This is a genomic window from Phyllobacterium myrsinacearum, assembly GCF_014138285.1.
GTDB classification, from domain to species: domain Bacteria; phylum Pseudomonadota; class Alphaproteobacteria; order Rhizobiales; family Rhizobiaceae; genus Phyllobacterium; species Phyllobacterium myrsinacearum_A.
This window is the reverse complement of record NZ_JACGXN010000001.1, coordinates 800,580-823,789: the sequence shown is the minus strand read 5'-3', so window position 1 is coordinate 823,789 and position 23,210 is coordinate 800,580. Positions and strand designations below refer to the sequence as shown.

General features: G+C 55.5%; 29 protein-coding genes and 2 tRNA genes. 21 read left to right on the top strand and 10 right to left on the bottom strand.

Annotated features, from left to right (window positions below; translation table 11 throughout):
- Window positions 1-5 precede the first annotated feature (5 nt).
- Window positions 6-623: an FMN-dependent NADH-azoreductase gene (locus FHW16_RS04150; protein WP_182547866.1), complete on the bottom strand. Its 618-nt coding sequence runs from the start codon at window positions 621-623 to the stop codon at window positions 6-8.
- Window positions 624-737: 114 nt separating this feature from the next.
- Between FHW16_RS04150 and FHW16_RS04145 the strand changes: the two genes are divergently transcribed.
- Window positions 738-1,643, top strand: a complete 906-nt coding sequence (locus tag FHW16_RS04145; RefSeq protein ID WP_182547865.1) for a LysR family transcriptional regulator — start codon at window positions 738-740, stop codon at window positions 1,641-1,643.
- Between the two features lie 21 nt (window positions 1,644-1,664).
- Here FHW16_RS04145 and FHW16_RS04140 read toward each other — a convergent pair whose 3' ends face one another.
- Entirely contained in the window at window positions 1,665-2,021 is a 357-nt protein-coding gene (locus tag FHW16_RS04140) for a DUF4260 domain-containing protein (protein WP_246711619.1), read from the bottom strand.
- A gap of 229 nt (window positions 2,022-2,250) precedes the next feature.
- On the opposite strand from FHW16_RS04140, the gene FHW16_RS04135 reads away from it, so the two are divergent.
- Both FHW16_RS04135 and FHW16_RS04130 read left to right on the top strand, forming a co-directional pair.
- On the top strand, window positions 2,251-2,952 hold the full coding sequence (locus FHW16_RS04135; RefSeq protein ID WP_182547863.1) for a polysaccharide deacetylase family protein: 702 nt from the start codon (window positions 2,251-2,253) through the stop codon (window positions 2,950-2,952).
- 5 nt (window positions 2,953-2,957) lie between these two features.
- Complete coding sequence (locus FHW16_RS04130) at window positions 2,958-3,953, top strand: glycosyltransferase (RefSeq protein WP_348643844.1); 996 nt, start codon at window positions 2,958-2,960, stop codon at window positions 3,951-3,953.
- Between the two features lie 85 nt (window positions 3,954-4,038).
- Here the strand turns inward: FHW16_RS04130 and FHW16_RS04125 are convergent.
- A tRNA-Thr gene (locus FHW16_RS04125) sits at window positions 4,039-4,113 on the bottom strand.
- 164 nt (window positions 4,114-4,277) lie between these two features.
- Between FHW16_RS04125 and FHW16_RS28795 the strand changes: the two genes are divergently transcribed.
- From FHW16_RS28795 to yacG, 9 genes are all read left to right on the top strand, one after another.
- Entirely contained in the window at window positions 4,278-4,475 is a 198-nt protein-coding gene (locus FHW16_RS28795; protein WP_246711665.1) for a hypothetical protein, read from the top strand.
- Window positions 4,476-4,592: 117 nt separating this feature from the next.
- Entirely contained in the window at window positions 4,593-5,882 is a 1,290-nt protein-coding gene (murA, locus tag FHW16_RS04120) for a UDP-N-acetylglucosamine 1-carboxyvinyltransferase (RefSeq protein WP_182547862.1), read from the top strand.
- Window positions 5,883-6,018: 136 nt separating this feature from the next.
- The gene (locus FHW16_RS04115) at window positions 6,019-6,456 is read left to right on the top strand and encodes a DUF2948 family protein (protein ID WP_182547861.1); all 438 of its coding nucleotides are present in this window, start codon (window positions 6,019-6,021) and stop codon (window positions 6,454-6,456) included.
- 21 nt (window positions 6,457-6,477) lie between these two features.
- Window positions 6,478-7,770, top strand: coding sequence for a histidinol dehydrogenase (gene hisD, locus FHW16_RS04110; protein WP_182547860.1), 1,293 nt, complete (start codon window positions 6,478-6,480; stop codon window positions 7,768-7,770).
- Between the two features lie 7 nt (window positions 7,771-7,777).
- Entirely contained in the window at window positions 7,778-8,263 is a 486-nt protein-coding gene (locus FHW16_RS04105; protein ID WP_182547859.1) for a UPF0262 family protein, read from the top strand.
- A gap of 62 nt (window positions 8,264-8,325) precedes the next feature.
- Window positions 8,326-8,739 carry a low molecular weight phosphatase family protein gene (locus tag FHW16_RS04100; RefSeq protein WP_246711664.1) on the top strand — a complete coding sequence of 138 codons (414 nt, stop codon included), beginning with the start codon at window positions 8,326-8,328 and terminating at the stop codon, window positions 8,737-8,739.
- 137 nt (window positions 8,740-8,876) lie between these two features.
- Window positions 8,877-9,095 (top strand): translation initiation factor IF-1, encoded by a 219-nt coding sequence (gene infA, locus FHW16_RS04095; protein WP_008122731.1) that lies wholly within the window; start codon window positions 8,877-8,879, stop codon window positions 9,093-9,095.
- A gap of 57 nt (window positions 9,096-9,152) precedes the next feature.
- Window positions 9,153-9,779: a Maf-like protein gene (locus FHW16_RS04090; protein WP_182547857.1), complete on the top strand. Its 627-nt coding sequence runs from the start codon at window positions 9,153-9,155 to the stop codon at window positions 9,777-9,779.
- Window positions 9,780-9,790: 11 nt separating this feature from the next.
- The gene (gene yacG, locus FHW16_RS04085; protein ID WP_432651988.1) at window positions 9,791-9,997 is read left to right on the top strand and encodes a DNA gyrase inhibitor YacG; all 207 of its coding nucleotides are present in this window, start codon (window positions 9,791-9,793) and stop codon (window positions 9,995-9,997) included.
- Window positions 9,998-10,014: 17 nt separating this feature from the next.
- Here yacG and FHW16_RS04080 read toward each other — a convergent pair whose 3' ends face one another.
- Window positions 10,015-11,100 carry a Gfo/Idh/MocA family protein gene (locus tag FHW16_RS04080; RefSeq protein WP_182547856.1) on the bottom strand — a complete coding sequence of 362 codons (1,086 nt, stop codon included), beginning with the start codon at window positions 11,098-11,100 and terminating at the stop codon, window positions 10,015-10,017.
- A 192-nt stretch (window positions 11,101-11,292) separates the two neighbouring features.
- On the opposite strand from FHW16_RS04080, the gene FHW16_RS04075 reads away from it, so the two are divergent.
- Both FHW16_RS04075 and FHW16_RS04070 read left to right on the top strand, forming a co-directional pair.
- Window positions 11,293-11,368, top strand: a tRNA-Phe gene (locus FHW16_RS04075).
- 173 nt (window positions 11,369-11,541) lie between these two features.
- Window positions 11,542-12,387 carry a MipA/OmpV family protein gene (locus FHW16_RS04070; RefSeq protein WP_246711617.1) on the top strand — a complete coding sequence of 282 codons (846 nt, stop codon included), beginning with the start codon at window positions 11,542-11,544 and terminating at the stop codon, window positions 12,385-12,387.
- Window positions 12,388-12,444: 57 nt separating this feature from the next.
- Here the strand turns inward: FHW16_RS04070 and FHW16_RS04065 are convergent, their stop codons facing one another.
- Complete coding sequence (locus FHW16_RS04065) at window positions 12,445-12,588, bottom strand: DUF1127 domain-containing protein (protein WP_182547855.1); 144 nt, start codon at window positions 12,586-12,588, stop codon at window positions 12,445-12,447.
- Between the two features lie 166 nt (window positions 12,589-12,754).
- Here FHW16_RS04065 and FHW16_RS04060 point away from each other — a divergent pair, with 166 nt between their 5' ends.
- The 6 genes from FHW16_RS04060 to FHW16_RS04035 all read left to right on the top strand — a co-directional run bounded on the left by FHW16_RS04060 (window position 12,755) and on the right by FHW16_RS04035 (window position 18,648).
- On the top strand, window positions 12,755-14,080 hold the full coding sequence (locus FHW16_RS04060) for an amidase (RefSeq protein WP_182547854.1): 1,326 nt from the start codon (window positions 12,755-12,757) through the stop codon (window positions 14,078-14,080).
- A 117-nt stretch (window positions 14,081-14,197) separates the two neighbouring features.
- Entirely contained in the window at window positions 14,198-14,524 is a 327-nt protein-coding gene (locus tag FHW16_RS04055) for a Dabb family protein (protein WP_210278009.1), read from the top strand.
- A complete protein-coding gene (locus FHW16_RS04050) occupies window positions 14,517-15,785 on the top strand; it encodes a glycerate kinase type-2 family protein (protein ID WP_432652005.1) in 1,269 nt (422 codons plus the stop codon). Before FHW16_RS04055 ends, FHW16_RS04050 begins: the two co-directional genes overlap by 8 nt.
- Before the next feature lie 789 nt (window positions 15,786-16,574).
- Window positions 16,575-16,967, top strand: a complete 393-nt coding sequence (locus tag FHW16_RS04045) for a hypothetical protein (RefSeq protein ID WP_182547852.1) — start codon at window positions 16,575-16,577, stop codon at window positions 16,965-16,967.
- 337 nt (window positions 16,968-17,304) lie between these two features.
- Entirely contained in the window at window positions 17,305-17,514 is a 210-nt protein-coding gene (locus tag FHW16_RS04040) for a hypothetical protein (protein WP_182547851.1), read from the top strand.
- Between the two features lie 114 nt (window positions 17,515-17,628).
- Entirely contained in the window at window positions 17,629-18,648 is a 1,020-nt protein-coding gene (locus FHW16_RS04035) for an LLM class flavin-dependent oxidoreductase (protein WP_182547850.1), read from the top strand.
- A 71-nt stretch (window positions 18,649-18,719) separates the two neighbouring features.
- Here the strand turns inward: FHW16_RS04035 and ureG are convergent, their stop codons facing one another.
- From ureG to ureC, 4 genes are read right to left on the bottom strand one after another with little or no spacing between them, the layout of a single operon-like run.
- Window positions 18,720-19,337 carry an urease accessory protein UreG gene (gene ureG, locus FHW16_RS04030; protein ID WP_182547849.1) on the bottom strand — a complete coding sequence of 206 codons (618 nt, stop codon included), beginning with the start codon at window positions 19,335-19,337 and terminating at the stop codon, window positions 18,720-18,722.
- Window positions 19,334-20,065: an urease accessory protein UreF gene (locus FHW16_RS04025; protein ID WP_182548911.1), complete on the bottom strand. Its 732-nt coding sequence runs from the start codon at window positions 20,063-20,065 to the stop codon at window positions 19,334-19,336. Before FHW16_RS04025 ends, ureG begins: the two co-directional genes overlap by 4 nt.
- On the bottom strand, window positions 19,995-20,504 hold the full coding sequence (locus tag FHW16_RS04020; protein ID WP_182547848.1) for an urease accessory protein UreE: 510 nt from the start codon (window positions 20,502-20,504) through the stop codon (window positions 19,995-19,997). Before FHW16_RS04020 ends, FHW16_RS04025 begins: the two co-directional genes overlap by 71 nt.
- A gap of 12 nt (window positions 20,505-20,516) precedes the next feature.
- On the bottom strand, window positions 20,517-22,229 hold the full coding sequence (ureC, locus tag FHW16_RS04015) for an urease subunit alpha (protein WP_182547847.1): 1,713 nt from the start codon (window positions 22,227-22,229) through the stop codon (window positions 20,517-20,519).
- A 187-nt stretch (window positions 22,230-22,416) separates the two neighbouring features.
- On the opposite strand from ureC, the gene FHW16_RS04010 reads away from it, so the two are divergent.
- A complete protein-coding gene (locus FHW16_RS04010) occupies window positions 22,417-22,800 on the top strand; it encodes a hypothetical protein (protein ID WP_182547846.1) in 384 nt (127 codons plus the stop codon).
- Window positions 22,801-22,904: 104 nt separating this feature from the next.
- Here FHW16_RS04010 and FHW16_RS04005 read toward each other — a convergent pair whose 3' ends face one another.
- Window positions 22,905-23,210: an urease subunit beta gene (locus tag FHW16_RS04005; protein ID WP_182547845.1), complete on the bottom strand. Its 306-nt coding sequence runs from the start codon at window positions 23,208-23,210 to the stop codon at window positions 22,905-22,907.

The window sequence follows — 23,210 nt, the reverse complement described above, 5'->3', positions numbered from 1 at the left end:
CCGTTTTAGGCAGCAAGTGCCAGATGGCTGGTCTGTTCCTGTGCCGTTGCAATTGCCTTAGCTTCCGCTTCCGGACCCATGCCCACGCCTTCGATGCGGACAACCTCAACATCAGTCATCCCCAGGAACCCAAGCACCGACTTGAGATACGGGATCGCATGGTCGAGTGCAGATGCCGGACCTGCGGAATAAACACCGCCGGAAGCGAGAACCAGATAAACTTTCTTGCCCGTTACCAGACCTTTGGGACCCTCTTCGCCGTAGCTGAATGTCTTGCCTGCGCGGGCGATGTGATCGATCCATGATTTCAGCGTCGAAGAGATGCTGAAATTGATAAAAGCCGTCGAAATCACAATGCTGTCTGCTGCGAAGAGTTCATCTACAGCCCGATCTGAAACGGTGACGGCCTGCTGCTGTTTTGCGGTGCGGGCTTCCTCGGGGGTATAAATTCCGGCAGTGTATTCTGCATCGATGTGCGGAAGCGGCTGGGTGGCAAGATCACGCGTAACGATCTGGCTGCCAGGATTGGCTCGCTGCAACTTGCGTGCAAATTCTGTGGCAACTGCGGTTGAATGCGATGCTGCGCCGCGAGGGCTTGATGTAACCAGAAGAATGGATGACATGGTTTTGGTACCTTCTGAAAGGAAAACTGATTTGATGACCACTATCTGGCCCTCGACATCCATTTAGAAAACTGGGAAAATATCTATCAAACTCATCTATAAAGTAGATAGATCATGCAACCCAACCCGACACTCGATCAACTCCAGGTCTTTCTCGCCGTCGCTGATATGGGCAGCTTTTCTGCCGCAGCCCGGCATTTGAACCGGTCACAGTCAGTTATCAGTTATACGATTGCCAATCTGGAAGCCCAGCTGGAGCTGCAGCTCTTCTCGCGTGCGGGCACGCGTGAGCCCCGCTTGACTGAAGCAGGCGTGGCCATGCTGGAAGATGCCCGGCGCATGGCATCTGCCCTGCAAGGTTTGCGGGCCCGGGCGGAAGGCCTGAAGGCCGGTCTGGAAGCGGAGATCGCAATCGTCGTTGACGTGTCGGTACCGTCCCCCGTTCTTATCAATGTGCTTAAAGCATTTCAGGAGCAGTTTCCGACCGTAAGCTTGCGTCTGCATGTGGGGGCGCTGGGCATGGTATGGGATCTCGTTATGAAGAAACAGGCGGATATCGGCATCGGCGGTCCGCCGCTTCAGCCCAGCGATGACCTTGTGACGATTCGGGTGGGTCAAATGACAATGACTCCCGCAGCTGCGCCGGATCATCCCTTGGCACGGTACAAAGGGCCTGTGCCACTGTCATTCATCAGGGATCATGTTCAACTTGTCGTAACTGATCTCTCCGAACAGACCAAAGGCAGGAATTTTGGTGTTTTTGCCTACAGGACGTGGCGCCTGACCGATGTGGGCATGAAGCACGAGTTGATGGTGGCGGGGTTGGGGTGGGGCGGCCTGCCCAAATGGATGATACATGATGATGTCGCCAAAGGCCGATTGGTCGTGCTCGATCTTGAACCCTATCCCGAAAGCCATTACTCGCTCTTCGCCCTTCACATGGCGGATAGTCCGCTTGGGCCCGCAGCCAAGTGGTGGATCGAGCGTTTCAAGCAGGAAATGGAGACGTGCAATTACTGACGCAGGAAATAGCAGCCTGAATCATGCATTTTTTCCGATACGGCCCAGATGCGTATCCTGAAATGCGCTGAAGAACTTGAGGCCATAGCCAAGAGCGCGGTCGATGGCGATATGGAAAATCCAAATCAGTCCAATCGACACGGTCAGTTTCGAGCCTGACCACCAACCCGCCGCCCAAATCATGAGCGGCAAGACATAGAGGTGGGCTGCATTGTAGCAGATTGCACCAATCTTCGGCCCTTTCAGGTAAGCAAGCATCGAGATATCGGGCACGAAAAACAGCACAACAAAGAGCCACCAGCTCGAGCCAAACAAAGAGTAACCCCCAATGGCGAGCGTAGCCACCATTGCTCCTTCGACGCGCAGCAGAATGCTCATGGTGGCTCCCTTGCAAACCATCAATTTATATCCCGAATTCCGGTCGCGGCAACCCAGCCGTCATGTTCGGCATATAAGCGGTTGTAGAGAATCAAATTAATTCCGCAATGGGATGATCGTTGCGCTGAAAAAGGCACAATTATTATGTCCTATATGCGGAAAGAAGACCTGTTATATCAGGTGTTTCAGCGGTTCCGAAGTGTCCTGTTTTCATTTGAGCTGACGTAAAATGCCGATACCCATATTGATGTATCATCAGATCGATAAGCCTGCAGGGCGGGGCAGCCCGTTTCGCTATCTGACTGTGGACCCGGTCAATTTTCATCGCCAGATGAATTGGCTCAAGCGTATGGGCTATATGGGATTGTCGATACGCGACCTGCAGCCTTATCTGAAGGGCGAAAAGATCGGTAAGGTCTTCGGCATTACCTTCGATGATGGTTTCCGCAACGTCCATGTCCACGCACTGCCGGTCCTTGACGAACTGGGTTTCACCGCAACGAATTATTTTGTCAGCAGGCAGATTGGTGGTTTCAATGAATGGGATGCGGTTGTCGGTGTTCCCCATTCTCCCTGCATGTCCAAGGCCGAAATGCTGGAATGGGCTGCTTTGGGCCATGAGGTCGGAGCTCACACTCTCGATCATGTCCATCTGACGGAAATTGGCATTGATGAAGCCCGGCGGCAGATCACCGACGTGCGTCACGAGCTCGAGGATATGCTTGGCAGCACAGTGGATGCCTTCTGCTATCCCTATGGGAATTTCTCCGGAGATATCAGGCAGCTGGTTGAAAGTGCTGGCTATACAACCGCGACCACCACGCAGCGTGGCCGCGCGACATCCCATTCCGACATGTTGCTTCTACCGCGCAAGATTGTTCGCCGGACTGACGGCTGGCTGAATGTCCTGCGTAAATCCGTGACCGGTTGACAACGATGATGCCGGTGTCGGGAAGGACAGCGCAGAAGCGCAGGATCTGCGTAGGTACGATCACGCGCAATCGGCCCTTGATGTTGCAGAACCTTTTCAAATCCTATGCGCATATGCGCGTACCAGAAGGGACACGTGTCCGTTTCTTGGTGGTCGAGAACAATGAACAGGCCACCCTGCAAGGCGTTGTCGACACATTCCGCACGCATGTGCCGTTTTGTCCTGTCCAGTATGAAGTGGAGCCTCGCTTCGGCATCGCTTTCGCCCGTAATCGCGTTCTTGAATATGCAATCGATGCGGGTGATGATTTCCTCGCATTTGCAGATGACGATGAGTGTGTGGACGCGGACTGGCTTGTTCAACTTCTCGCTGAACGCGATGCGTTTGATCTCGATATTGTCGGATCACCGGTCCGGCTGGCACCAGCAGCGCCGGAAACGACCCTGTGGCAGAAAATGATCTGGTCAGGCATGAATCTGGCCAACAAAAAGAGCGAAGCCAAATATCTGAGCAAGCGCAGCAGCGGACAGGCGCATCGCATCAGGATTGCAACCGGAAGCTGGATGGGCAATCTCGCGTTCTTTCGCCGAACCGGAGTGCGATTTGACAATGGTCTGGCACTTGCTGGTGGCGAAGACTGGCGGCTTTGGGCAGATGCCAGCAGGCTCGGCGCCAAAACGGGCTGGACGCCGACGGCAATCGCCTACGAAACGGTTCCACAGGACCGGCTGACATTCGCTTATCAGTATCGGCGCAGCCGCGACATCAGCGTGATCGAGATGCGCGCCAAGTTGAAGAGCCGGCGAATCATAACCCTTGTCCGTTTGCCAGGCTCTCTCATCGGCAGAATGTTGTCCGTTTGTCTTTATCTGATGGCTGTGCCGTTCACCCGGGGACGGACGCTGGTTAAGGCCGCATCGCGTCTCGGCAGCATCGTCGGCCTCCTGCGGGCCTGTCTGGGCAGGGAATCGGCGCACTACAACCGCATTGACGGTGCATGACGTTTTGTGTGCCGTTCAGCCGACTTTACAAAATATTCTGGGGATAACGTCCGCAGAAAGAATGATCATCTGATCATCCGGAAACTGGTGCTGCGAGAGAGGATTGAACTCTCGACCTCTCCATTACCAATGGAGTGCTCTACCACTGAGCTACCGCAGCTGATTTGCGAACGCGGCGGACTTCTGCCATATCATTGCTCAAATCGCAAGCAAGCAATCGTAATCTCTTGGGCAAATTATCAGTATTCGCCAAAAGCCTTGCATTCCCGTGGATAAAAACCACGTTAGAAGGCCCGGACTTTGCTGGATTTTGAAAGAAAACATATGACGCCGCCGTCTTCGAAAAACCCGAATCCTGAGCAAACAAGTCGTGAGAAGCGGCGTTCAGAACAATTGCGGGCGAATCTGGCGCGGCGGAAACAGCAAATACGTTCCCGGCGCTCCGGGGCTGCAGACGAACGCGACGAGGGGATTACTGCTGCAGAAAATACATCCTCCGATACCCCGTCTTCGGAATCTTGACCGGTCGTACTGCGATCGAAGCATTTCTTGAACCATTCTCTGCAATGGTTTAGATCAACCGGCTCTGCAAAGGGTCTCAACGACAGGACGGGTATATCCCCGCGAAAGTGACACATTATGGATCGTATCAAGATTGTTGGCGGTAATAAGCTGAATGGCATCATTCCGATTTCCGGTGCCAAGAACGCGGCCTTGCCCTTGATGATCGCGTCCCTTCTCACGGATGATACGCTGACGCTCGAAAATGTGCCGCATCTGGCCGACGTCGAACAGTTGATCCGCATTCTCGGCAATCATGGTGTTGACTATTCCGTCAATGGTCGCCGCGAACGGCAGGATGGCGCATATTCCCGCACGATCCATTTCACTGCCCGCAACATTGTTGACACAACGGCGCCCTACGAGCTCGTCTCCAAGATGCGCGCAAGTTTCTGGGTCATCGGACCACTTCTGGCGCGCATGGGTGTCGCAACCGTATCGCTTCCAGGTGGCTGTGCCATCGGTACACGTCCTGTAGATCTGTTCATTGACGGTCTTCGTGCGCTGGGCGCCGAGATTGAGATCGAGAACGGCTACGTCAAGGCCAGCGCCAAGGGCGGCCTTGTCGGGGCACGCTTCACTTTCCCGAAAATATCGGTCGGTGCCACCCACGTGCTCATGATGGCAGCAACCCTTGCAAAGGGCGAAACCGTCATTGAGAACGCTGCCCAGGAGCCTGAAGTCGTCAACCTCGCCGATTGCCTGAATGCGATGGGTGCCCGCGTCAGCGGTGCAGGTACATCGACCATCACTATTGAAGGTGTGACAAGCCTGTCCGGCGCGCGCGTTCGGGTTATTCCTGATCGCATCGAGACCGGCACCTATGCTATGGCCGTTGCCATGACCGGCGGCGATGTGATCCTTGAGGGTGCTGACGCCAGCCTTCTCAGCGCTGCGTTGACCACACTCGGACAGGCAGGTGCAGAAATCTCCGAAACCAATTCTGGTTTGCGCGTTGTTCGCAACGGTCACGGCATCATGCCCGTTGATGTTACCACTCAGCCATTTCCGGGTTTCCCGACCGATCTGCAGGCGCAGTTCATGGGCTTGATGACCATGGCTAAAGGGACATCGAACATCACCGAAACCATCTTCGAGAACCGCTTCATGCACGTGCAGGAACTGGCTCGTCTCGGGGCCAAAATTTCGCTTTCGGGCCAAACAGCGAAGATCGAAGGTGTAGATCGGTTGAAGGGCGCTCCCGTTATGGCAACGGATCTTCGTGCATCGGTTTCGCTGGTTATTGCCGGTCTGGCCGCTGAAGGCGAAACCACCGTCAATCGTGTGTATCACCTCGACCGCGGGTTTGAACGTCTGGAAGAAAAACTGTCCCGTTGCGGCGCTGTCGTCGAACGCATCAGCGACTGATTTCGCGACTGTTTTCCCTGCGGGTGCACTTTATCCCAAGAGTAGAATTCCATTTGCCTGCACTTTCCTCTAACAGGAAAGGGAGCGTGGCGCGTCTTGCGCGCCATGATCCTGAAAAGTCATGCAAAGGGTAGACATGGACACTCTCAAACTCATCGCGCTTGATGAGGAAGATCTGCAAATCCTTTCTGCGCATCTGCAGGATTCAGTGCTGAAAATAGGCGATATCGATTATCTGCCTGCGGAACAGCGTCTCGTGCTGGCTGTCAACCGGTTCGTCTGGGAATTGGCGGCAGATGGCAAGCGTCACCGCAGCTTTGAACGCCGTCGCACGGCGCTGCATTTTGCGCGGGTGAAAAGTCTGAAAGCAACCGGCGTCGATCGCCGCTACAAGGACGATGTGCTTTCGCTTCTGGCGATCCGGTTCACCGTTGAAGATGCGCCTTCAGGTGCAATAGAACTGATATTCGCTGCCAACAAGGCCCTGCGGTTCGAAGTAGAAGCCATCGAAGCACAGTTGACCGATCTTGGACCTGTCTGGGAAACCGGGTTCAAGCCTGAGCATGATGCCTGACAGGCTAGAGGAGTAGGTATATTGGCGTTGGTGTTGAGGCAGTCCGCCCCTGATTTTGAGTCCCGGTTTTCCGCGTTCCTTCTGACGAAACGCGAGATATCGGAGGATGTCGATCGCGTCGTTGCCGATATTATTCATCGGGTCCGGACCGAGGGCGATGCCGCACTTATTGAGTACTCGCAGCGTTTTGACCGCATTGACCTTGTTCAACACGGTATTGCCATTACCTCAGCCGAAATTGATGCCGCTATGGCGGCTGCGCCGGCCGAAACGGTGGAAGCACTCAAGTTCGCGCGCAATCGTATTCACTCCCACCACCAACGGCAGATGCCGCAGGACGACCGCTACACCGATGCGCTGGGTGTGGAACTTGGCTCGCGCTGGACCGCGGTGGAATCAGTCGGGCTCTATGTGCCCGGCGGCACTGCCAGCTATCCAAGCTCTGTCCTGATGAATGCCGTTCCCGCACAGGTCGCCGGTGTCGAACGCATCGTCATGGTGGTGCCATCTCCGGATGGGAAGCTCAATCCGCTGGTGCTCGTGGCAGCGCGCCTTGCCGGCGTTTCGGAGATTTATCGCGTGGGCGGTGCCCAGGCGATCGCCGCATTAGCCTACGGTACGGAAACAATAGCGCCTGTGGCCAAGATTGTTGGTCCGGGGAACGCCTATGTCGCCGCTGCCAAGCGCCGCGTCTTCGGTCAGGTGGGTATCGACATGATCGCAGGCCCGTCGGAAGTACTGATTCTGGCCGATGGTGAAAACAATCCGGATTGGATTGCTGCCGATCTTCTGGCGCAGGCAGAACATGACAGCGCATCGCAATCCATATTGATCACCGACGACGAAGCCTTCGGAGATGCGGTCATCGCTGCCGTGGACCGTCAGCTGACAAGGCTGCCGCGCACGGAAACGGCAAGCGCCAGCTGGCGCGATTATGGCGCGGTGATTCTGGTGCAGGATCTGGAGTCTGCGCTGCCGCTCGTCAATCGCATCGCTCCCGAGCATCTGGAAATTGCGACCGATGATCCGGAGATCCTGCTTGCCGGTGTCCGCAATGCCGGTGCCATATTCCTCGGCCGGTACACGCCTGAAGTGATTGGCGATTATGTCGGCGGCTCCAACCATGTCCTGCCGACGGCGCGGTCTGCACGGTTCTCATCCGGGCTTTCCGTGCTTGACTATGTCAAGCGAACGTCCATCCTGAAACTGGGTGTGGAACAGTTGCGCGCTCTGGGACCGGCGGCGATAGAACTCGCGCGTGCCGAAGGTCTCGATGCGCATGGCAATTCCGTCGCAATCCGGTTGAACCTATAGGACGATAATGACAGCAACGGGCAATACCGATGCGCGGTTGATCGATGTGGAGCTGGACGAGACCATCGGCCGCTCCACGCCCGATGTCGAGCACGAGCGCGCCGTTGCCATCTTTGATCTTATCGAGGAGAACTGCTTCCGCCCCGTCAATGACGAGGGGACAGGTCCCTATCGTCTGAAACTGTCGCTGATCGAGTCGCGTCTCGTCTTTGCCATTTCGCGGGAAGCCGGTGGTGATGTCGTGACCCATATCCTGTCGCTGACACCCTTGCGCAAGGTTGTGAAGGATTACTTCATGATCTGTGAGAGCTATTACGAAGCCATCCGGTCATCCAGCCCAAGCAAGATCGAAGCAATCGATATGGGGAGGAGGGGGCTGCACAATGAAGGGTCGCAAGCACTGATGGATCGCCTGAATGGCAAGATCGATGTGGATTTCGATACGGCCCGGCGCCTCTTTACGCTTGTATGTGTGCTGCATTGGCGGGGGTGACCGGTCCAGTGGGCGTCGAACCGGAAAAGCTCCCGGACGAGCAGGAACCCGCCAAACCGAGCATGCCGGGCGCTGTGCTCTTTATTTGCGGCATGAATTCGATCCGCTCGCCCATTGCCGAAACGCTGGCCCGCAGCCTCTTGCCGCCGCGAGTTTACGTTGCCTCGGCTGGTGTGGAAAAGGGCGAGCCGGATCCCTTTGTGGATGCTGTGCTGGAGGAACTGGGTTTGAAGCGTATTTCCACCCATCCGCGTACATTCGAAGAATTGGAAGATGATTATTTCGATCTGATCATCACCTTGTCGCCCAAGGCCCACCATATGGCACTGGAATTGACCCGTACAACGTCCGTCCAGGTGGAATATTGGCCGACGCCGGATCCGACACTGGTTCGTGGTCGTCGTGACCAGATCATGGAAGCTTATCGCGACGTGCGGGATAACCTCAAACATCACATACAAGAGCGTTTCGGCTAGGCAATTTGAGCCTTTGTCAGGCCGTACACAATTGCATTGAACTCCCTTGTTCACAAATGGCGCGCAATACTATAGGTTCCGCGCAAAATTGCGGTCGAGTGTGACCGCAAATTCCTTTTTTGGAGATAGAACTACGCATGGCGAAAGAAGAAGTACTAGAGTTTCCTGGTCTCGTGACGGAGCTGTTGCCCAACGCGATGTTCCGGGTGAAGCTCGAAAACGATCATGAAATCATTGCCCACACGGCTGGCCGCATGCGCAAGAACCGTATCCGCGTTCTGGCGGGTGACAAGGTTCTTGTTGAGATGACTCCATACGATCTGACCAAGGGTCGCATTACCTACCGCTTCAAATAAGTCCTCCCGGCCTCGGCCGGATTTGTCCGCAGAACATGAATTTCCAGGAATGCGTTTATGAGCGATCAACACAAACTGGTTCTGGCATCCGGCTCGCCGCGCCGTCTGGCGCTTCTGGGCCAGATCGGCTTGGAGCCCGATCGCCTGTTGCCTGCCGACGTGGATGAAACACCACTGCGCGCCGAACACCCGCGTTCGCTCGCACGGCGTCTGTCGCGCCTCAAGGCTGAAAAAGTGGCGGGTGAGTTGAAGGGCGATGCGGAGCTCGGCAAGTCCTACATCATAGCGGCCGATACTGTTGTCGCAGTTGGCAGGCGCATCCTGCCGAAAGCCGAAATTCTTGATGATGCAACCAGTTGCCTACGGCTTTTGTCGGGGCGTTCGCACCGCGTCTATACCGGCCTTTGCCTCGTCACGCCGAAGGGCAAGATCCGCCAGGATTTGATCGAGACCCGCGTGCGCTTCAAACGACTTTCACGCGAAGAGCTGGAGAGTTATCTTGCATCGGGTGAATGGCGCGGAAAAGCCGGTGGTTACGCCATTCAGGGGCTTGCTGGTGGTTTTGTAGTCAAGCTCGTCGGATCGTACAGCAATGTGGTTGGCCTGCCCCTGTACGAAACCGCCAGTCTCCTGCATGGCGAGGGTTACCCCGTCTATGCCAATTGGCAATCATCGGCGCATTAGGTTCTGGACTGATGGACGAAAACAAAAGCGCGGCAAAAGTAACGCCATTGCGGCCGACACGGCCTTGCCCGGAATGCAAGAAGCCTTCGCAGCGGGAACATTATCCATTTTGTTCGAGCCGTTGCCGTAATGTTGATCTCAATCGCTGGTTGACCGGTGCCTACGTTCTTCCGGCTGTGGAAAGTGCTGACGACAGCGAAGACGACCTGGAAAGCTGACTTAGCCGACATTTGCCCTACAGCTTGATCACGCGTGTAGTAGCGGGTTGGGCAAGCACGATGTTGATCGCGCGCAATACACTGATACTGTCGCTCAGGGGCATAGTGGCCGAGGTTTTTTCACCTTTGCGTATGGCATCCATCACGGCGATCGCTTCGAATTGCAGGCCGTTGCCTTCAAACGGATAATCTTCGATCCTCCGCCCCGGAATCGGCAAGCGATCGAGTAAACTACCGAACAGGCCTCCCGGCCTTTTCAATGGGCCAAATGGGCTCGCAACGGCGAATGGCCGGTACAGGGTCAGCCGCTGGGCTTTCAGGAACGGTGCGTCGAGCCGCAGCGTGCCTTGCGTTCCTTCAATCACAAAGTGATTCGCGCCATCCCGGTCAAAACCGCATGAAAGAACAGCTTCGGCCTCATCATAATGCAGCGTCATCTCCGAACTCATGTCGACGCCGCTCGGTGCCGCGTACCACAGACCGGATACTTTTTGCGGCTGACCGAGAAAATACATGGCCAGTGATACACAATAAACGCCGAGATCAAGCGTCGCGCCACCCCCGAGAGATCGTTTGAAGAGCCGGCTTTCTGCGTCGTAGTCATGCGCATAGGCAAGGTCCGCTGTGATTCTGCGAATTTTGCCGATTTCACCCGCATCGATCTTGGTTTTGGCCGCTATCACAGCTGGCAGGAACCGGGTCCAGAGTGCCTCCATTGCAAAGACTTTGATTCGCGCGGCTTCGCGCTCAATAACCGAGGCTTCCGTATGGGACGGGGCAATGGGCTTTTCAGTCAGGATGGCCTTGCCGGATCGGACAGCCTTCAGTGCCTGCGCCAGATGGGCTGAGTTGGGCGTTGCGATATAGACGGCATCAATGGCCGGATCCGACAGAAAGGAATCAAGGTCGGCATAGGCCCGGCTGCTGCCGAATGCGTCGCGGAATTGTTCGGCATTGGCAAGCGAGCGCGAATAATTGGCAGCAAGGGCTGCATTCGGCACACGAGCCAAATCGGCGGCAAATCGCTGGGCAATTTCACCACTGCCGATGATTCCCCAGCCAAAAACACTGCTCTTGGCAGCCTTCTCCCCCGTTTCATCCATGCAACGCGAATCCTGTCTCTTGATGTCTTAAACAAACGCACCAATGCATGCCCTTTGCAAGAGGCAGAAAAACGGCAAAAAATTCGTGAGTTGATGCTGGACAGTGGGATTTTTAGTGTTATAACCCACCCGCTTCTGACGGAAAGCCAACGCTGTCAGAAAGGCTTGCCGGATAACGGAAACGCCTGAAGTGCCCAGATAGCTCAGTTGGTAGAGCAGCGGATTGAAAATCCGCGTGTCCGTGGTTCGAATCCGCGTCTGGGCACCACTTCTTGTTTCTCCATGTATTTCCCTTCTGCTTTCCGCTAGCCAGAAAGCCAGCGATGTGTATGTTTCGCAGGTGCAATTTTCTGATCACATCAGCACTAAATTTTGCCGTGGAAATGAATTATTGTTGGTGTTGCAGTCCGGGATGGTTGCGAATCGGGGTAACCGCGTAAAATGGCGTATCAGAGTAAAAAGCGATTTGCGGTGATGCTGGTATGCGCTGGCTATTTTGGCGTGTGCTCAGGCAGCGCCTTTGCGGCCGATGCAGACGCTATCGCCTCAGATGGCAAACCGGTCAATCCCGCACGCTGGATTGTAACGGTCGGTGCCAGCGTCGAATATGGCAGCAAGTTTGAAGGTGCCCGTTCCAACGGTTTCGGTTTCATGCCGTCCTTTGATATTCGCCGTGGCGACGAGCCCGAGGACATGAGCGCACCCGATGACAATATCGATTATACGCTTGTGACGCTGGGTGGGCTGGAGCTTGGTCCCGTTGTCGGTTTCCGGTCTGGCCGGGATCATTCCGATGATAGGGCCTTTGTCGGTCTTCGCCATATCTCCTGGACCGTCGACGGCGGCATGTTTGCACAGTATTGGCCGATCCAGGATCGCCTGAGGGTGCGTGCCGAGGTGAGACAGGCCTTCAACAATTCCGGCGGTCTGGTCGCCGATCTGTCTGCCGACGTATTTCAGCGGTACGACAAATTTCTGTTTTCGGTTGGTCCGCGGCTGTCCATCGCCGACAGCACCTATATGCGCAACGCTTTCGGTGTGACCGAAGACGAGGCCCGCAATAACCATAGGGTCGAGCCTTACACGCCGGGTGGCGGTATCAAGTCGTACGGAATTGTCGCGGCCACGACCTATACATTTTCGGATGCATGGAGTGTTCAGGTCTTTGGCCGGTATGACCGGTTGGCCGGTGATGCGGCCGAAAGCCCGATTGTGCCGAGGCTTGGATCCAAAGATCAATCGGCAGTCGGCATCACCTGGAATTATTCATTTGGCGTCGGGCATTGAAGCAGGCCGCTATCGGCCTGCCCGTCAATCTGACATTCAGAACGTCGAAATTGGGACTTAGCTGCAGGCCTGCCAGGCCACCCGGCGGATGTCGGAGCGTGCAATGCCGAGATCAGCCAGGTTGCGATCGGTGCACAGTCTCAGTTCATGCAGATTTTGACGGTACTGGCGCCATTTTTGGATACGATTGCGAAGGTTCATTTTGGTATTCCCCTTATTTATGATGACCCTCCCGATGAAATAGTGCGGTGAGTTTGCCTTCATGAAAATTGCTAATGTTGCATGGCAGCAATGAGTATGTTGCATGGCAACATAATTCTCCTTCCGGAGCCGCGCTTTTGATTTTTCGGCGCGCGGCGCTATAGAAATGCAATTCATACGTTTTGAGGAGATACCGTTGTCCCGGTCAACAGGATCCGCGCGTGACAAATTGGAGCAAAGCCTTGCAGCCATTGCGGCGCGGGATGGGCCCGTGTTCGTCAAACTCTATGCCGATACCGCATGCAAGGAGGCTGATGCCTCAGACCAGCGCGCACAGGATGGCAATTTGCTGGGACCGCTGGATGGCAAGATCGTTTCTATCAAGGATCTGTTTGATGTGACTGGAGAGCCAACGCTCGCCGGGTCAGTAGTGCGTAGCAGCGCACCGGCGGCGGTCAAGGATGCGGTCATTGTCGAACGTCTGCGCAATGCCGGTGCCGTTGTCATTGGCAAGACCCTCATGACCGAATTTGCTTTTACGGCCGTAGGGCTCAATCCGCATTATTCAATTGCCGGTAATGCCGTCGATCCCGGCCGTGTCGCGGGTGGTTCTTCGACCGGCGCCGGTGTTTCCGTGGCGGACGGCACGAGCGAAATTTCGATCGGTTCGGACACGGGCGGCTCCATCCGCATACCGGCCGCGCTCAATGGCGTTGTCGGCTTTAAACCGACGGCAAAAAGAGTGCCCTTGCAGGGCGCGTTTCCGCTGTCGCCAAGCCTTGATTCCATTGGTCCCCTGGCCCGCTCGGTTGCCGATTGTGCGATTGCCGACGCCGTCATGGCGGGTGAGAGAATGGCGTTCGCGGAGCCCGTTTCCCTGACTGGCATCCGTATTGCCATGCCGCGAGGCAGTGTTCTCGATGCAATGGAACCCGCCATTGCCGCTGCCTTTGAAACAAGCCTGAGGCTTTGTGAAAAGGCCGGTGCCGTTCTGGTCGACTTTATGCTGGATGACCTGATCCATGAAATGGCAGAGGCGACATCCATTGGATCGATCGCGGGGATAGAGGGCAGCCGTGTTCATGCGGGCTGGCTCAATGACACAGGACTGGATGTCGATCCACGGGTGCAAAGGCCCCTGCTGCGCCGTCTGGGGGTCTCCGAAGCTGCATACATTGATCTGATACAACAGCGGCAGGCGCTGGTGCACAAAATGGATCAGCGCATGACGGCCTTTGACCTTCTTGCATTGCCAACGTCGCCCATCACAGCCCCGCCCATTGCCTCCGTTGTCAACGATGATGAGTTCTACAAGCGGACGGAAGGGCTGCTGCTGCGCAATCCGCAGATAGCCAATCAGTTCGATCTGACCGCGATCAGTCTCCCCATGCCTGATCTGGCGTTGCCGGGTGGTCTCATGTTGTTTGCCCGGCATGGAGCGGATCGGCAGCTTCTGTCGATGACGCTTTCTGTTGAGCGATTGCTGACCTAGGATATTTCGGGAGAAGCAGAATTAACGCTCGCAATTTCCGGTAATCTCGTCAGGATGCGCTGCGACCGATCCAATCTTGGCCAACTCTTTCCCGAAGTGATTGAGCCTGTACAAACAATGAAAGCCGCCTCCGTGATACGCCATTGTGTTTTCATTCGTTTTCGCGACGACATCGCCGCTGCTGCCCGTCAGGAAATATATAAGGATCTTGAAGTGTTGTGCGGGAAACTGCCCGGTGTTCTGTCTTTTCACGCGCGTAAAAATGTGAGTCCGGAAGTGGGAATGGACAAGGGTTATTCGGAGGGGTTCATCATCGATTTCGCCGATGCCGGTGCCCGGGATACCTATCTTGATGATACGCAGCACAGAACTATCGGCGGACGTATCGTTGCCGCTGCCGTGGCGGGTGTTGAGGGTGTTTTTGTTTTTGATCTGGATATGTGACGTAATGCAGGACAAGGAATTTTTCGTAAAACTCTTTCAGGCCGCTGTTGAAGCTGCCGATCCCGAACGCACAATCGCCGCCCATCTCCCGGAAAAACCCAGGGGCCGCACCATTGTGATTGGCGCAGGCAAAGGGTCTGCGCAAATGGCAAGCGCCTTTGAAAAGGCCTGGGATGGCCCGCTGGAAGGAGTTGTCGTCACCCGCTATGGTTTTGGGGCGCCATGCGAGCGGATCGAGATTATCGAAGCGTCGCACCCTGTGCCGGACGCGGCTGGCTTGATTGCCTCCAAACGCCTGCTTGAGACGGTCTCGGGTCTGACTGAAGACGATCTGGTGGTTGCACTGATTTCCGGCGGTGGCTCGGCCCTTTTGCCGTCACCACCTGACGGCATGACGCTGGAAGACGAGATCGCCGTCAACAAGGCGCTGCTTGCCTCGGGAGCACCAATTTCGGCGATGAATGCGGTTCGCAAACACCTCTCGACCATCAAGGGTGGAAGACTTGCCGCGGCGGCTCATCCTGCGCGGGTGTTTTCACTGATCGTCTCCGACATACCTGGCGACAATCCTGCTTTCGTCGCGTCCGGTCCGACGGTCGCCGACGAAACAACCCGTGAGGACGCCTTGCGGATCGTGGAACGCTATAATCTCGATCTGCCGGCTGCCGCTTTGAAGCATCTGCAATCAACTGCTGCCGATGCTCCAAAGCCATCGGATACGAAATTCGCAACCCATGAGCACCGGGTCATCGCCTCGGCTGCTGTTTCCCTGGAGGCGTCGGCCAAGGCCGCGCGCGCGCTTGGCATTGAAGCCGTCGTGCTTTCCGATGCGATCGAAGGCGAGGCGCGCGAAGTGGCGCACGTGCATTCGGCCTTGGCCAAGCAGGTTCTGAACAAGAACCAGCCTTTCACCAAGCCGGTCGTCATCCTTTCAGGCGGCGAGACAACGGTGACCGTCCGTGGAAAAGGTAGGGGCGGGCGAAACAGCGAGTTCCTGCTCTCATTGGCTATCGATATTGACGGATATGACGGTCTCAGTGCCTTTGCCGCCGATACCGACGGTATTGATGGCTCGGAGGACAATGCCGGTGCGTTTGCCGACGGCAGCACCATAGCGCGATTGCTGGAAAAGGGGCTTGACGCATCGGCCTATCTCAATGGCAACGATGCCTGGTCAGCGTTCAACACCATCGATGACCTCTATGTGCCCGGACCAACCGGAACCAATGTCAATGATCTCAGGGCGATCCTTGTCCGTTAGAGAGCCTTGTTTGGTTTTCAAGGGCGGGGCGCGTGCTTTATTTGACGCGTAATCGCCACGATTGGGTGGTCAACCGCATGCGATTGTCTTAAGTGTCGCTTGGGCGGCTCTCATATGAAAACGAAGGAACGTCGAATGCGCATTGCATTACCCTTGGCTGTGTTATCCCTTCTGGCTCTTGCGGCCTGCAACACGAGTACGAGCACAAGCACGAGCAAAAACAGCAGTCCAAAATCGGAAGCTGGCGCCCTGTCGCCGGCGAAAGACACGCATTTTGTTCCACCACCCAAATCTTTGACACAGAAGGCTGTTCCGTCAAAGATTCCGGAAACACCGGGTGCTCAAAACACAGTCCAGTAAACAATATAACCGGGATCGGGCTCCCAAGCCTGATCGTTATTAGAACACCGTTCCAATGCAAATGATGCTTGGAGCGGTGTGTTTGTTTGGAGTCGCAGCTTAATTCGTGGTCTGGGAGGGCCTGAAACAACAAAACCCACCGCGGGAGGAGGTGCGGTGGGTTTCGTTGGTTATGGAAGGCCTTCTGGGAGGAGAAGAGGCCAACCGTTTCGACAGTGCCGGGAGGAGGTGACGCTGTCGAAAATTCCTGATCTAAGAATAACTCCATTGGCCTGATTTAATATAGATAATATTGCATAGCAGCATTGCGTCTGGTGCAATGCAGCATAAGAGCGTTCAATTAATCAATCCCCTATCACGACCTCTTGAGAATGCTGAGGGAACTTCTTGGTGGCCCGAGTCGTTAACGAGATGTGAAGAGGCCGTTCATTGAGCTATCGCGCCTCTACAATCGAGGCCAAAGAGATGCGTAAATTATCTACGTCAGTCCTTATTATGGCAGTTGTAATATCGGCGTTGTCCGTCCAACCAGCTGGAGCCTTCAGCATGAAGGGGCAGACGGCAGTTGCTTCAGAGAACAGCGAGATCAACAACAGGAAGTTTGAGCGGGCAGCCTTGCTGGAGGCCAAAGCCTATATTTGCGGAACAGACAGCGAGGCAAGTCTGGAGGCCATGAAGGCCGGCATGGCTGAAACAGGTTTACCCGAAGATATAGCCGTCGAAGTGGTTTCGGATCTTGCGTCTGGCCTGATTGATAAGGCTGTGAAATCGGGATCGAAAGAAATCTGCGGAAAACCGCGCGTTCAGATTTCCAGATTGTGACCAGTAATTTGAGTATCAAATAAAATAAGTGAATGCATTCATGATGTTGCGTAGGCATCGATATAATTTTAAGTAAATTTGAATCAAGATAAGAAACTAACATCAGAAGTTGTGATTGCTTCGGGGCTTTCCAAAGGTTCTATTTTACTACTAATGTCAGATGGAAACTTTCATCATAATCTGCAAGAACAATTAACTACTGGGAAAAATATCCATTTAATGCACGGCAGAATTTGTTGATCTTGCCGTCTGCAGCGTGGATTTTTATCTGTAATAGTGTGAATGTTTCAAAGAAAAAGACAAATACTATCGCGGTTCGTGGGATCTGGAGAGAAGCATGAATAAAAGAGTTCAAACGCTGAAAGTACTGAAAACAGAACTCTCGAAGTTATGCGCTGTTGCCGATAGTGAAGGCTTTGAAATGATTGCGTATTTCATTGAAACTGCTATTCGCGAGTCCGATGAACAATTGTCCCAGGAAACACGAGCTCTTGTCGGCATGGAGTTACGCGCTGAAGGTGCAGGTTTACGCGTCCTGAAGAACTGATTTTTTGTTGCGGGGACAGATCAATTTCTTCCATTGAACAGAGCTTCAAATTTTGTGAATCATGAATCGACGATCGCGCATTGTGTGCGCTGATTGCTCGCCTATATGAAGTCAATGACCCCGCTCTCAGTCCTCGACCTTTCACCGGTTCCCGTTGGCAGCACGCCAGGGCAATCCCTTCGCAATTCACTGGATTTGGCACAGCATGCCGAACGCCTTGGCTACAACCGGTTGTGGCTCGCCGAGCATCACAATATGCGCGGTATTGCCAGTGCCGCGACAGCCGTTGTCATCGCGCATGTGGCCGCCGGCACGTCGACCATTCGCCTGGGTGCTGGCGGCATCATGTTGCCCAATCATGCGCCCTTGATGGTCGCAGAAGCATTCGGCACCCTGGCTGCACTGCATCCAGGCCGCATTGATCTGGGCGTCGGTCGCGCGCCGGGCACAGACCAGATCACCGCCCATGCCTTGCGCCGCAATCTTGAGCAGGACATCAATGGTTTCCCGCAGGATGTCGTTGAACTCCTGAGCTATTTCCGGGAACCGGAGCCAGGCCAGAAAGTTCAGGCCGTGCCCGGAGCCGGTCTGGACGTCCCGGTCTGGATCCTCGGTTCTAGCTTGTTCGGTGCACAGCTCGCAGCAGCGCTTGGGCTGCCATACGCCTTCGCCTCGCATTTTGCTCCGGCCGAAATGGAACGGGCGGTCGAGATCTATCGCGCGCGTTTCGAACCGTCCGAGCATCTTGCAAAACCCTATGTGATGTTGGGACTGAACGTCTTTGCAGCGGAGACGGATGACGAAGCGCATTTGCTGAAAAGCTCGCAGCAGCAGGCATTTGTCAACCTGCGGACTGGCCATCCTGGGCCGCTTCCCGCGCCGGTGGAGGGTTATGAGGAGACGCTCGATCTCCACGCGCGGGCGATTTTGCGTCAGTCGCTGTCCTGCACGGTTGCCGGTTCACCTTCCACCGTCAAGGCTGGTGTCGAAGAGTTCATCCAGCGCACAGGCGCCGATGAAATCATGGCGACAGGCCACATATTCGATCATAAGGCGCGGATTCGCTCCTACGAAATTCTCGCCGAGGTCACGATTGCAGGCCGGGAAACCGAGCCTGTGAGGGCTAATGGCTAGTGGTGCAATTCTGACATTTGCAGCTCTTTAAGATCCGGGCCATTCGGGCAAATGTCAGAATCAAAATTCCGCTAGGACCTGAGACCACCTGTGGTCTCGATGAACGCGAGCACCTCGTCAAGCCCGTTTCGCCGTAGCATATCGGTGAAAACATAGGGCTTTGCGCCGCGCTGCACCTTTGTGTCGGCTTCCATGACATCGAGATCGGCACCCACATAGGGAGCCAGATCCTTTTTGTTGATGATCAGAAGGTCAGAGCGGGTAATGCCGGGCCCACCCTTGCGTGGTATCTTCTCACCCTGGCAGACCGAGATCACATAGATGGTCAGGTCTGCGAGATCAGGTGAGAACGTTGCTGCCAGATTGTCGCCGCCGGATTCGATGAAAACAACGTCAAGGTCCGGGTGGCGCTTGTTCATCTCGGCAATGGCCTGAAGGTTGATCGTGGCATCCTCGCGAATGGCCGTATGCGGACAGCCGCCGGTCTCCACACCCATGATCCGGTCTTCGGGCAGCGCCTGCAAACGGTTGAGGATCAAGGCGTCTTCCTTGGTATAGATGTCGTTGGTCACGACGGCGACCGAGTACCGGTCCCGCATCGCCTTGCACAGCATTTCGGTGACAGTCGTCTTGCCGGAACCGACAGGCCCGCCAATCCCGACGCGGAGTGGTCCATTTTGCGAGATCATGACCGGAAAATCCTTGAATATTGAGTTTCATGTTGCATGGCCATGATATCGGACAGGATCGCCGTCGACCCGAGATCATCAAGGCATGATGCCGCCGCCCGTTGCGCAACCGTAAGAATTGGCTGTTCCATCGCCGCCATCAGCGCAACTCCGTGGGTTTGACCAAGTGGGACAAGCCGAACCGCACCCTGAATGAGGTTGGAGAGAACCGCATGCAGAAATGCGGCCAGCCCCGCTTCCAGGGCAATACCATTGCGGGCGGAGATCATTGCAACCGCAACGGGGTAGGGTACCTCGCTGACAGGCTCGGGGCTTATCACATCCCAAGGCCCGATGGCCTGCAGAAAAGCTGTGCCTTGCAGCATGGTTTCCATGTGACGTTCCTTCGATCCGGCCATGGCTTCACCAAGGGCTGCAATATACTGACAAGTGTTGCCTTCCGTCGCGTCTTGCCAGCTTGCTGCAAACAATACCGCATCATTCCAGATCGACCCCCGGTGCAGAAGGTCGGTCAGCCATGCATGCAGCGTGTCCTTGTTGTGGATCAAGCCACCGTGGACCGCATGTTCAATGCCATGGCTGTAGGAAAAAGCGCCGACGGGAAATGCCGGAGAGAGCCACGTCATAAGGCGCACAAGCGCGGTGTTTGACCTGAAATCAGTCATGGGAGTGATGGTGATGCCCGTGACTGTGATCATGGTGTTCATGTTCATGGCCATGGTGATCATGGTCATGACCACTGTGATAGGCTCCCCGCATTGGATGGAACGGAGCGACGATCTCGGTAACCGTGGCCCCCAAACCTTCCAGCATGGCCTTGATCACATGGTCGCGCAGAATAACGATGCGCTTTTCTTCCAGTTGCGCTGGCAAATGGCGATTGCCCAAATGCCATGCCAGTTCGGACAGATGCTGCCGGTCGCGCGGCGTCACTTCATAGAGGACTTCCTCGGCGGCGATAACCTCCGCCATCCGCCCGTCTTCAAGGATAAGAACATCGCCGTGGGTGAAGGCGATGGGATCGGGCAGATCGATCAGGATTTGCTCGCCCTTTTGCAAGGTCAGGACCTTGCGGCGCAGATGCCTCTCGTCATGCGCCAGTACGATATGATCAAAAGGCGTGCCGTTATAGTTACCGGCATGCGCATGGCCTGTGACGCGTTTCATGGTTCATTCTCCTCAGAACAGGAAGTAGCGCTGCGCCATGGGCAGCACCGTCGCCGGTTCGCATGTCAGAAGTTCGCCATCAGCGCGCACTTCGTAGGTTTCAGGATCAACTTCCACATGCGGCGTGGCGTCGTTGTGGATCATCGATGCTTTCGAAATACCGCCGCGGGTGTTCTCGACGCCGATCAATTGCTTGTCCGTCCCGAGAGACTGGCGAAGACCTGCCTCAATCGATGCCTTGCTGACAAAGACAACGGAGGAATTGCTGACATTTTTGCCGAATGTGCCGAACATGGGGCGGTAGTGCACGGGCTGCGGTGTCGGAATGGATGCATTGGGATCGCCCATCGGCGCAGCGGCAATCGAACCGCCCAGCAGGACCATGTCGGGTTTCACACCGAAGAAGGCTGGGTTCCACAGCACGAGATCCGCGCGTTTGCCCACTTCAATCGAACCGATATGTTTTGATACGCCCTGCGCAATCGCCGGATTAATCGTATATTTGGCAATATAACGTTTCACGCGGAAATTATCGTTGTCGCCGGTTTCCTGCGGCAGGCTGCCGCGTTGGCGTTTCATTTTATCGGCTGTCTGCCATGTCCGAATCAAAACTTCGCCGACGCGGCCCATCGCCTGGCTGTCCGACGAGATGATCGAAAAGGCGCCGATATCGTGCAGGATATCTTCTGCCGCAATCGTTTCCTTGCGGATGCGGCTTTCGGCGAACGCAACGTCTTCAGGAATAGATGATGACAGATGATGGCAGACCATCAGCATGTCGAGATGCTCGGCAATAGTGTTCTTGGTGTAAGGTCGCGTCGGGTTTGTCGAGGACGGAATCACATTCGGCAGACCGCAGATCTTGATAATATCCGGGGCGTGACCACCGCCCGCACCCTCCGTATGAAAGGCATGAATTGTGCGCCCCTTGAAGGCTGCAACCGTGTCTTCGACAAACCCGCTCTCGTTGAGCGTATCCGTATGGATCATCACCTGCACGTCGAACTGATCGGCAACGGTGAGGCAATTGTCGATGGCCGCCGGAGTGGTGCCCCAATCCTCGTGCAGTTTCAGCGAGCATGCGCCGCCAAGGATCATCTCCTCCAACGCTTTTGGCCGTGAGGTATTGCCCTTGCCGGATAGACCGAGGTTCATGGGAATGGAATCAAAGGCCTGGATCATTCGGGCCAGATGCCATGGGCCTGGCGTGCAAGTCGTTGCTAGTGTGCCGTGTGCGGGACCCGTACCACCACCGAACATGGTGGTGACACCGGACATCAGCGCCTCATCGATCTGTTGCGGGCAGATGAAGTGGATATGCGCATCCATGCCGCCGGCTGTGAGAATCTTGCCCTCGCTGGCGATGATTTCCGTGCCCGGACCAATGATGATGGTGACGCCCGGCTGCGTGTCGGGATTACCCGCTTTGCCAATCGCAGCAATCAGACCATCCTTAAGCCCGACATCCGCTTTGTAGATACCCGTATGATCAACGATCAGGGCGTTGGTGATGACCGTGTCGACAGCCCCATCAGCACGGGCAACCTGACTCTGACCCATGCCGTCGCGTATGACCTTGCCGCCGCCGAACTTCACCTCTTCACCATAGATGGTGAAATCCTTTTCCACCTCAATAAACAGTTCTGTATCGGCGAGCCGCACCTTGTCACCGGTCGTGGGGCCAAACATGCGGGCATAGGCCGAACGGGAGATTTTAGCGGGCATGATGGTTCCCTCTTGAATGATCTGTCTTGCGTGGGACAAGCGCCGGAACGGGCAGCGGCGTCCACATTTTTGCCATCATATCGCCCCGGAATGACCCGATAATCGACCGCTTGAGATCGAATTCGGCATGTGAACTGCGCCAGTCGTCAAAAGATGATCGTTCGCCAATCATTCGAAAGGAAAAACGATGCGAAAAATGATGATCCTGGCCATGTGTGCTGCTTTCCCGCTCGCCACGTCTGCCGCTTATGCGCAGACCGCCGCGCCAGCCACGCCAAGTGCCCAGAAGCCAGCCGGTAAGGGCGAAACGCCCGCCCAGTCCAATTCGGTGCCAATCACGACAATCAATATTGTTGACATCAACGAACTGCCGGAGGGAACGAAAACCCAGGTCAATGACGCTGTGGCCAAGCGCTCCGACAAGGATATGCAACAGTTGCGCACCTCGATCGACGCTTCGCCGCAAGTCTCGGCTGCGTTGAAGGAAAAAGGCCTGACGTCCGCCGCCGTGGTGGTCGCGAGCCTCGATTCCAAGGGCCTGTTGACCCTCGTCACCAAGAAGCCAAGCTGATCTTGCGATAGAAGACGTTCTCGTCAATCCAGCTTTAAACCAGCGGGAACGACCGGAATTTTGCCGGTCGTCGACGTCGTTGGAATTCAGGGAAGGCCGGTTGGTCAAAGCTTTCCCATAATCTTCTGCTGAAATCCATAGACGATCCTGTTCCCGCCCAGTGGCACGAGCGTTACGTCGCGCTCCTGGCCTGGCTCGAATCGCACGGCAGTGCCGGCGGCGATATCAAGCCGCATGCCGCGTGCCTGAGCCCGATCGAATATCAGCGCGTTGTTGGTTTCAAAAAAATGGTAATGCGAACCTACCTGCACGGGGCGATCGCCGGTGTTCGCCACCTTCAGCGTAACAGTGGCAGCGCCCGCGTTCAGTTCGATCTCGCCCGTGGAAGGGATGATTTCACCCGGGATCAT